We start from the raw sequence: 8,888 nt of genomic DNA, 5'->3' as shown, positions 1-8,888 counted from the left end.
CCACCAGCTATAGGTGAGGCTGTTGCCAGGATTGGCGTCATGGGCGGCGGCGGCCAGCGCCACGCTGGCGCCTGGCTCGACTTCGTTGCGGCTGGCGGTCAGCCAGTCGATGACGGGAGCCGTGTTGCTGAAGGGAACAGGTGCATCCACCTGTTGCAGCAAGACGTAGACGGCCGCCGTCTCTCCCGTGGCCACGGAAATGCTGGCGGCTTGACCGCGGTAGCGCAAGACACCGCCCCCATCGAACGCCTCGGCGAGGAAGGTGCGGTTGGCACCCGCGGGGATTCCTCCCATCAACGCCTGCCACTGACCTCTCGCGTAGGAGAGACCGACCACCATCGGATCCATTCCCGTGCCCGTCACCGTCACCCGCATGCTGGTGATGTCCGCCGCCGAGAGCTCCTGGCTGATCGTGGCGACGAATTGCGCCGAACCTGCCTGATCGTCTGCTGTACAAGCGGAGGCAAAGAAAACCACTGCCGCCACGCTCATCAGCGCGGCGGGATACCGAAACCATCGAACCATTTGAAAGGCGCTCCTACAAAGCATCCGCCGCGAAACGTGGCGTAAACCCAACCTCGATGGAAAAGAGGCCCCGCGGGATCGGGTTATGCATTTCCGCCCCATTCTTCATCATCGCCAAAGACAGGCACGCCCCCTCGGACAGCGAGGGGGGAAGCACTTGCGAGAAGGATATGGAGGGACGGGGCCCCTTCTAGACCGAGAACAGGAACGCCGCCGAGCGAGCGGGCTTGCGCACCCGCACGATGTGGCTCTGCTCCACGGCCAACCCGCCCAGCTCCAGTGGGCGGGGGATGTAGAGAAGGCCTGGCTCGTCATCGCGCGAGAAGACGAACTTCCCACTCTCGTCCTTCGCGGTGCAGCCCACGTCGATGAACAGGTGCCGCTGAATCTCGTCCGGGTCCGTCGTGTCCCAGTTGAACCGGGCGATGTCGTCCACCGTGAGCCCGTACTGCTCGGCGATGCCCTCCAGCGTCTCGCCATCGGACACCTGGTGCTCGACGACTCGCGCCAGGAATTTCCCCGAGGGAGTCTTGCGCTTGCGGCTTCGGCCCGCCGGCTGCTTGGACGCCAGGATGCCGGACTTCTCGAAGACCAGCGTCTCCTTCAGCGTCGCCCCGTCGATGGCCGCGTTCACCTGGGCATACCCGGGCGGAACGCTCGACAGCTCGATGCGGCCCGAGGAATCCGTGGTGGCCTGCTTCTGCGAACCATCCGGGAGCACGATGCTCAGCTTCAGGCCGGAGATCGGATCATCCGTGATGTCGTCGACGACCTGGAGCCGCAGCCACTTCGTCTCCTCGACGAAGTCGGCGGGCGTCAGCTCCTCCGGCTTGTGGCGCAGGTACCGTCCCGTGGGATCCGGGGCCCGAGGAACGAGCGCGATCCGCAGGCTCCCGAGCGATACCAGGGACGCCACCTGCCGCACGAGCTGGTCCGTGGACCGCGGTCCGAACTCCGCCGCCGCGTGGCCATGAGCCACCTCGCGCAATGTCTGGAGATTGAAGAAGTCCTGCGCCAGCGCGCGCAGTCGACCCTCCAGTTGTGCTGCTCCCCCTGTTGCCACGAGCTCGTGCCCCGAAGGCAGCGGCTCGTGGAACCCGAGAAGGGCATACTCGCGATGCCCATCTCGCAGCCGATTCCGTTGAAACATATGGAAGAAAAGCTCAGCACACGCCGTGGCTGAGCGTCAAACCACGCGCTCACGGACAGGAGGGAGACTCCTGAACGAGCCGCATCCGGCCCTCCTGGCTCAGCGCCGTTTTCCGCGGCCACCGGATCCGAGGCGTCCCTGGGCACCTGCCAGTACTGCCAGGTGTGGCAGCAGGTGGAGCACCTCCCCCCAACTTCCGCGAGTGAGAGGGCTGCTCCCTGCGAAAAGCCCGTGGCGGGCTCCTGGCGTCGTCGTCCCTCGAGCGCAGCCAGGGCTTCGCGCCCCTGCGCCCATGGCCTACGGGGCCTTGGGCTTTGGCTCTGGCACGGGCTCCGGGGTCGGCTTCGCGTCGTCTCCGACCACCGCCGCCACCGCGAACATCACCAGTCCCACGAAACCCGCCAGCGCGAGCAGCTCTCCCCAGCCTGAAGAGGCCTTGGGCTGCCTGGTCACTGCCGCCGCGGCCTGCTGCGCGCGCTGCATCGCGTCCAGAACCTGGGCGTTCAGCTGTTGGACATCGAGCCCGAACACCTGGGCAATCTGGCTGAAGTGGTAGGCGTCCGGCTGCTTCCCGCTCTCGATCTTCGACAGCATCGACTGGGAGATGCCCAGCCGACGGGCCAGCTCGGCCTGGGTCATGTTCCCGTGCTGCTTCCGGAGCTGGGCAATCACCTGACCCAGGACCAGGCCGTAGGCCTCGCCTTCCTTGGAGTCCGGCCCGCCAGAGGCGTTGTGCGCGCGCGTCATAACCCCTCCTTCATAAACCGCCGACCAGGACGCTTCCAGGTCAAATGAGTTGGCCCGGGCAATTTGGAATAAAATTCCCATGTCAGCTTGCCATCCCATTTTCGTGAGTTAGTTCAAGGAGCCCTCGTATGCCGGTCTGGTGGGCTACTCCACCAGCACCCCCCGGCATGACGGGCCTGGGACAAAAACCTATGAAAATTCAAGGACGTATCACGGTGCTGCAGGAACTCACGGGCGGTGGCCTGGGGAAGCTCCTGAAGTGCCAGGACGAGGCGGGGCAGTTGTTCGTCGTCAAGGCGCCGAAGGACGCCTCGCCGGAGAACCAGCAGTTCATCGACGACGAGGTCCGGCGGTTCCAGCGGCACCAGGGACGTTACGTCGTGCGGTACTTCGAGCCCGTCCTGGTGGACGGGCGCCGGGGCTTCGCGATGGAGCTGATGGACGGGGATCTCACGCCCCTGGTCCGGCAGCGGCTGCCCGTGGAGCGGGTGTTGGGCTACCTGTTCACGGTGGTCCAGGGCCTGGAGGAGGTCCATGGCTCCGCGCTAGGCGCGTTCCACGGCGACCTGAAGACGGGGAACATCCTGCACAAGGACGGGGTCGCGAAGCTCGCGGATTTCGGCCTCGCCCGGGGCGGCGTGGGCCAGACGACCATGTTCGGCAAGCACAAAGGAGGAACGCCGGGCTATATGCCTCCGGAGGGGCTGGCGTCACAGTTCGGGGACATCTACTCACTGGGGGCGGTGGCATTCGCGCTCCTCGTGGGCCGCGAGCCCCAGGCCGGTGAGCACTTGCGGATCCACATTCCGGGAGCGCCCGAGCTGGAACAGCTCATCAACCAGATGCTTTCGACCCAGCCGGGCCTGCGGCCCAGCATCAGCCAGGTACGGGTGCGGCTCGAAGCGCTGCGGAACCGGGCGTCGGCCCGGGCCCCGGTGCGGCACTTCCCCCCGAAGCACAACTCGCTCCGGACCCCGCCCGCTCCGCATCCGCCTCCGGCCCCGGTTCAGCCCTCGTCCGGTTCCGGCGTGGGCATCGCGGTTGCCCTGGCGGCGGTCGTGGGCTTCGGATTCCTGCTGGCGGCGAGCAAGGACTGACCATGGCCGAATCGCGTGCGCATCAGAGGGCGAAGTTCCGCTCCGCGGGCTTCGGTGGCCAAGTCGAAGTCCCGCTGCCCAGCGGCAGGCGGCTGGACGCCCTGTCGTGGAACGGCGCCTGGGGAACAGAGGTGGAGACGTCCGGATCCTTCTCGCGACTCCATCTCGCGGTGGAGCGGCTCCTGGAGAGCGGGGCCCGGCAACGGGTGCTCAAGGTGCCCGAGCGCCACATGAGGCTCGCGGCCGTCGTGCTCCGCCGCATGGGCGTTTCCGCCTGGGTGCGGAACATGCGTGGGTCGAAGGAGTTCTTCGTCGGTGTCTGAGCCGGTGACGAGGCGCTCCAGGAGTCCTGCTCCTGGAGCGCCGTGCGCTTCAGACCGCGTCCTGGATGTTCCCGAGGTACGTGTCGATGCCGTGCTTGCCATCTACTGCGGAGAGCGCCGTTTGCCGCGGCCACTGGAGCCGAGGCGTCCCTTCGGCGGGCGCTCCGGCAGGAAGTAGGGCCGGCGCCGATGCTGTGCGTGGTGGGCCGGGAACATGGCGGAGAAGAACTCCGTCCACCCACCCGTGCGAACACGCACCAGTTCGTAGCGCTCCGGCTGCACCGCCGCCGCTTCGTAGGTGTCCGGATCCGCCATCGTCAGCGTGAGGAGGTTGGAGCCCACGTTGCCCGCGGCGTACTGACGGATGAACTCCTCCAGGTCCTCCTGGGGGAAGTCCTCGCGCACGTTCAGGTCCACCGGCGCCGCGTTGGAGAGCTTCAGGTTGATGGCCTCCTGATTCCAGCTCTTCATGCCCGTGTAGATGGGGCGGTTGGTGCCGGCCACGGGGTTCTTCGCCGTGGGATCCTGGGCGATGGGCGGCAGATCCTCCGGTACCGGCGTGGGGCTGAAGTCCGAGGGGAACGCCTGCATGTTGCGCCGCCCGTCCGGCGAAGCACCGCTGGAGAGCGCGTTGCCCACGTAGGCCTCGAAGGTGCCCACGCCCACCTGGAGCGTCAGCTCCCACGGCGCGCCCCGCACCGAATACGTCTTCTTCAGCCGCTGGAGGATGGAGGCCAGCACCGGCGGCGGCGAGTCCAACGTCTCCCGGGCCAGCGTGGTGATGCGATCCACCAGCCAACCCCCGAGCGCGTCCACCTCCGGGTTCCCCATGCCGAACTTCGGCAGCTCGAGCGCCCGGGCGCGGATCTGCTGGAAGCGCTTCGCCCGCTCGTCCGAGCGCAGCTTGCCCGCGAGCTGGCTCTGGAAGGGCTCCTCCATGCCGAAGCCCCAGTCGTTGTGCAGGGCCTCCACCAGCTCCGGCAGCGTGGCGACGGCCGTCTTCGGGTCGAACACCAGCTTCTGGATGGCGTAGAGCGAGTCGATCGTCGTCGCCATCGCCAGGTACATGGGCGCGATGAGGTGGTAGCGCGCACCGCCGTTGGACAGATCCCTCCCCGTCTCCACGCAGCCGTCGATCAGCGGGGAGAGCAGCGGGCTGGGGCAGTAGTTCCACAGCGCCCCGTAGTTGCCCAGCACGCTGGTGTAGAACTGCACCGTCAGGTAGCGCAGGTGCTCGAGGTACAACGTCTGGAGCTGCTCGAAGCGGGTGATCTCCGAGGCGTGCGGCGAACGGAAGCTGACCTTCCAGCCCCGCAGGTACACGGGCCCGGCCTGGTTGAAGCGCGCTCCCTGGTTGAGCGCCAGCTCCAGCGCGTCCAGGGTGATGATGTTGCTGAAGGCGAACTCGCACTGGCCGGCGATCATCGGCTCGTAGCAGCCGTCACAGACGTAGTCCCGCGCCGCCGACAGCGGCAGCCCCGAGAAGCCCGACAGCGCGCCCACCATCCGATCCTCCTGGAAGAGGATGGGGTGGGAACCGCCGCTGCGCAGCGCGCGCGCCGCCTCCTCAAGGATGTCCTCGCCGATGCCCGGGTACACCCGCAGCGACAACACCGGCGCATTGAGCGGCAGCCGGCGCGCCGAGCGCAGGCACAACAGGGTCAACCGGTTGGCCCCTGGCCGGGGCTTCTCGTCGTCCGTGGGGAGGTATCCGCCCACCGTCACCTGCTGCACCCACTGGTTGATGCCATCTCCCTGCGGGAAGTTGCCTCCGGCGTAGGACACCGACGTCGTCCCGTAGGTCACGTGGTCCGTGGCGTTCTGCCGGTTGTGCAGCGCCTTCTCGCCCAGCTTGACCCACAACGCGTCGAGCACCTCCTGGGCCTCGGCCTCCTTGCGCGAATCGAAGAAGGGCATCAGGAGCTGGTCCAGGCGGCCAATGGACACCGGCTCGCCCACCAGGTGCAGGCAGCAGTGGAGGTTGAAGATGCACTGCGCCGCTTCCACGAAGGTGTCGGGCTTGTCCGTGGCCAGCTTGCGCATGCGCCTGGCCAGCGCCAGCAGGTTCTCCCGCGCCTCGGGGTGGGTGGCGGAGTCCTCGGCCATGCGCTCGGCCAGCAGCGCGTAGTTGCGGCAGTAGCCCTGGACTCCCTCCAGCGACAGGATGGCCGACTGGTAGAAGGCACGCTGGTCGTCCGTGCCCGCCTTCTTCTCGCGCTTGCGCAGGTCCTTCAGCAGCGCCTCCAACCCCTGCTGCAACACCTTCTGGTGGTTGGGCACCACGTGCCCCATGGACGACGTCTCGTCCAGCAGCGCCAGGAAGCCCGCCAGCCGCTCCTCGTCGTTCAGGTAGGGCATGACCTCCTTGCCCCGGCCGAGCGACAGCTCCGGCATCACCCCGACGAGCACATCCTCCGGATCAATCCGGAACAGGTCGGCCCGCCACGCCCACGAGTCGCGGCGGAGCGGATACTCGGTGGTGGTCCAGACGCGCGTCAGCATGCGCTGGATGGACAGGCCCCGGCGCACCGCCACGGAGGCCTTCAGATAATGGCGCTCGCTCTTGTCGAGGAACTCGGAGAGGGGCGGCACCCGGGGGGTGTCCAGCTTGCGGTACCACTTGTTGCGCCAGCGCCCGAACACCTTCCCCAGCAACCCGAGGATGCGCTGGGACGGTGGATCCCCGAGCACGTACTGCCCCGTCCCCATCACGTTCAGGTAGTCCGCCGAGTTGTAGAACATCAGCCCGTTGGCGCTGCGCACCTGCCAGAGGGGCGCGGGATTGAAGTCGGAAGGCTCCAGCCCCTCCCCTACCCCCAGCTCCTTCGCGGAGGGCACGTAGAAGTAGCCGCCGGAGACCGCGTGGATGACTCCCAGCAGCTTGTCCGAGTCCCCCGTCGCTCCGCCCACCATCCGCCCGAGCATCGTCTCGAAGACCCGCGTGTCCCGGGCGAAGCCGGCGAAGTAGATGCCCTTCTCCCGTCCTCCTCCACTGGGGGCATGGCCGAACGGCAACGCCTGGCGCACCAGCTCCCGGTTGGAGTGATCCTCCGCCAGCACCCGCACCCGCTTGATGTGGCTGCGGATGTCCTGGTCGGGAATGAGGACGGCGTGCTCGTTGCGGCCAATGACGTTCTGCTGCGCGTTGACGCTCATGTCGGTGAACGCCGTCCACGCGACCTCGAACTTCTGCGCCAGCACCCAGCAGCTCCCGGGCGAGGTGTCCGTGCCCGTCTGGAGGATGTTCTCCACCACGCCCGCGGGGTCGCTCGGGCTCGTGATGCCGTCGACGAAGTGCTGGTCGAGGATCTTCCGGTCCGGAGGCATCGCCGCGTGCGTCGCCTCCTGGCGCGAGAGCAGGGGCCCCAGCCATTTCTCGACCGACTTCCGGAGCGTGTCGACACCCGCCTCCGAGTCCGCCTTCAGGTACAGCCACACGTCTCCGCCCGAGTCCTGGAAATGGGTGCTGGTGGCCAACACCGAGCCCGGAGGTGGCGCCCCCGGAGGGATGCGGCCCGACCACCTGCCCCACAGCGCGCCCTGGACCGCCGCGACGATGCGGCGGCGATCCGAGCGGACATCCGCGCTCGCGACGAGCTGCTTCAGGGCCGCGAGCACCGGTTCGCTGGAGTGGGGCTCCTTCAGCCAGCCGGTGATGAACAGGCCATGCGTCGGGGTGAACATCAGCCCGGGCTGGGCGGAGCGCAGAACGGACTCAACGGCTGCCATGGTGTACCCCCTCATCGAGCGAAACGCGGCAGCCTAGAACAGATCCTGGTGACTGGAGTCACCAGTGCTGACAACAGTCACCAGGGGGCGGGCACTCCGTGCGCCCATGGAGTGCCTCCATCCCCCTGAAATCACGTGGCCCACCTGCTGGCATGGAAGACGCAATGGGGAGTCTCGCGAGCGGTTGACCTCCCTTCCCGAACAGAGACCCCCCATGAAGAGCTTCAAGATCGGCGGCCCCAAGAGCTTCTCCCTTCCCCGCGCACCGCAGCTCGATACGCCGCGGCCGAGCTCCCCGACGGCCCCGACCTCCAAGCCGGGCGCGACCAGCAAGCCGAGCGCGCCCCAGGATGGCTTCGACACGGTGGGCTCCAAGATCAGCTCGTCGGTCCGCGGGCTGTTCGGCCCCTCGCAGGCCGACTCGTTCGCCTCCAACCCCACGAAGTTCTCGTCGCAGAACGTCCTGAACGGCTACAAGCTGTTCCCCGAGGGGAAGCCTCCGCAGGGCGTGACGCTCCCGACGCCCAACAAGCCCATGGTGCCGGCGAACCAGTCCACCGCCACCCTGAACGTCCAGCAGCAGCATGGCAACGCGAACCTGTCCCTCTCGCCCGCCGGAGGAAACGGGCCGCAGGTGCACTACCTGCACTACCTCTCGTCCGGCCAGAACACGCAGGCCAATGGCTCGTTCGCGGGAATCTCGGATGTGCCCCTCCGCCCCGGCCAGGGGCAGCCGAACATGGTCATGACGGGGCCTCTCAATGGCTGCGCCGTGCACGCGCTGCACAACCCGGCCAATGACACCCTGTCCTTCGTCCACCAGGCGGACTTCTCGAAGTACGGCGCCCAGACGGGCAAGCAGCAGCTGGACGGCTTCCTGAAGCAGAACAACCTCCAGCTGGTGCAGAGCCTCACGCCGAACGACTACTCGCACTCCACGGGGAAGCACGGAATCGAGACGGGCGCCACGGCGTTCGCCCACTACGACAACGCCGCAGGGAAGTGGAACCTGGTGGGCCAGCTGAACGACTGGAAGAACGGTGGAGTCCCGGGCGGGCGCCCCGAGCTGCAGCGTCCCCCGGGCGGGCTGCCCCAACAGTGGACGAGCCCCGTCGATCTCCAGAATCCGCTGTCGCTCAACGACCTGAAGTGACGCGGAGGCATTGCGCGACAGGCTACAGGCGAGGACCGTGCCCACCACCGCCTGTAGCCCGCCGGGCAACACGCACGGCCTCCCTCCTGCGATTCCGGCCACTTGCCGTCAATCAATGACACATCAACCGGCTCATTCCCTGTCACTTGTAGCCACGGGAACAA

The 8,888-nt window shown here is 67.4% G+C and carries 6 protein-coding genes and 1 pseudogene; 3 read left to right on the top strand and 4 right to left on the bottom strand.

Annotation, left to right across the window (positions count from 1 at the left end; translation table 11 throughout):
* The 3 genes and pseudogenes from Q664_RS40380 to Q664_RS40370 all read right to left on the bottom strand — a co-directional run.
* A pseudogene (locus Q664_RS40380) lies at positions 1-525 on the bottom strand (hypothetical protein); the annotation flags it as partial.
* Positions 526-715: 190 nt separating this feature from the next.
* Entirely contained in the window at positions 716-1,675 is a 960-nt protein-coding gene (locus tag Q664_RS40375; protein WP_043408776.1) for a LysM peptidoglycan-binding domain-containing protein, read from the bottom strand.
* 297 nt (positions 1,676-1,972) lie between these two features.
* Positions 1,973-2,422, bottom strand: coding sequence for a helix-turn-helix domain-containing protein (locus Q664_RS40370; protein WP_043408773.1), 450 nt, complete (start codon positions 2,420-2,422; stop codon positions 1,973-1,975).
* Positions 2,423-2,637: 215 nt separating this feature from the next.
* Here Q664_RS40370 and Q664_RS40365 point away from each other — a divergent pair, with 215 nt between their 5' ends.
* Both Q664_RS40365 and Q664_RS40360 read left to right on the top strand, forming a co-directional pair.
* Positions 2,638-3,519 carry a protein kinase domain-containing protein gene (locus tag Q664_RS40365; RefSeq protein ID WP_043408771.1) on the top strand — a complete coding sequence of 294 codons (882 nt, stop codon included), beginning with the start codon at positions 2,638-2,640 and terminating at the stop codon, positions 3,517-3,519.
* Positions 3,520-3,521: 2 nt separating this feature from the next.
* A complete protein-coding gene (locus Q664_RS40360; RefSeq protein ID WP_043408768.1) occupies positions 3,522-3,842 on the top strand; it encodes a hypothetical protein in 321 nt (106 codons plus the stop codon).
* Between the two features lie 102 nt (positions 3,843-3,944).
* Here Q664_RS40360 and Q664_RS40355 read toward each other — a convergent pair whose 3' ends face one another.
* Entirely contained in the window at positions 3,945-7,571 is a 3,627-nt protein-coding gene (locus Q664_RS40355) for a Dyp-type peroxidase (RefSeq protein ID WP_160174610.1), read from the bottom strand.
* A gap of 214 nt (positions 7,572-7,785) precedes the next feature.
* Between Q664_RS40355 and Q664_RS40350 the strand changes: the two genes are divergently transcribed.
* Positions 7,786-8,724, top strand: coding sequence for a hypothetical protein (locus Q664_RS40350; RefSeq protein WP_043408765.1), 939 nt, complete (start codon positions 7,786-7,788; stop codon positions 8,722-8,724).
* The last annotated feature ends 164 nt before the right edge of the window (positions 8,725-8,888 follow it).

Source organism: Archangium violaceum Cb vi76, from assembly GCF_000733295.1.
Classification (GTDB): Bacteria; Myxococcota; Myxococcia; order Myxococcales; family Myxococcaceae; genus Archangium; species Archangium violaceum.
The sequence above is the reverse complement of the archived record's forward strand: the minus strand, read 5'-3'. Positions and strand labels throughout refer to the sequence as shown.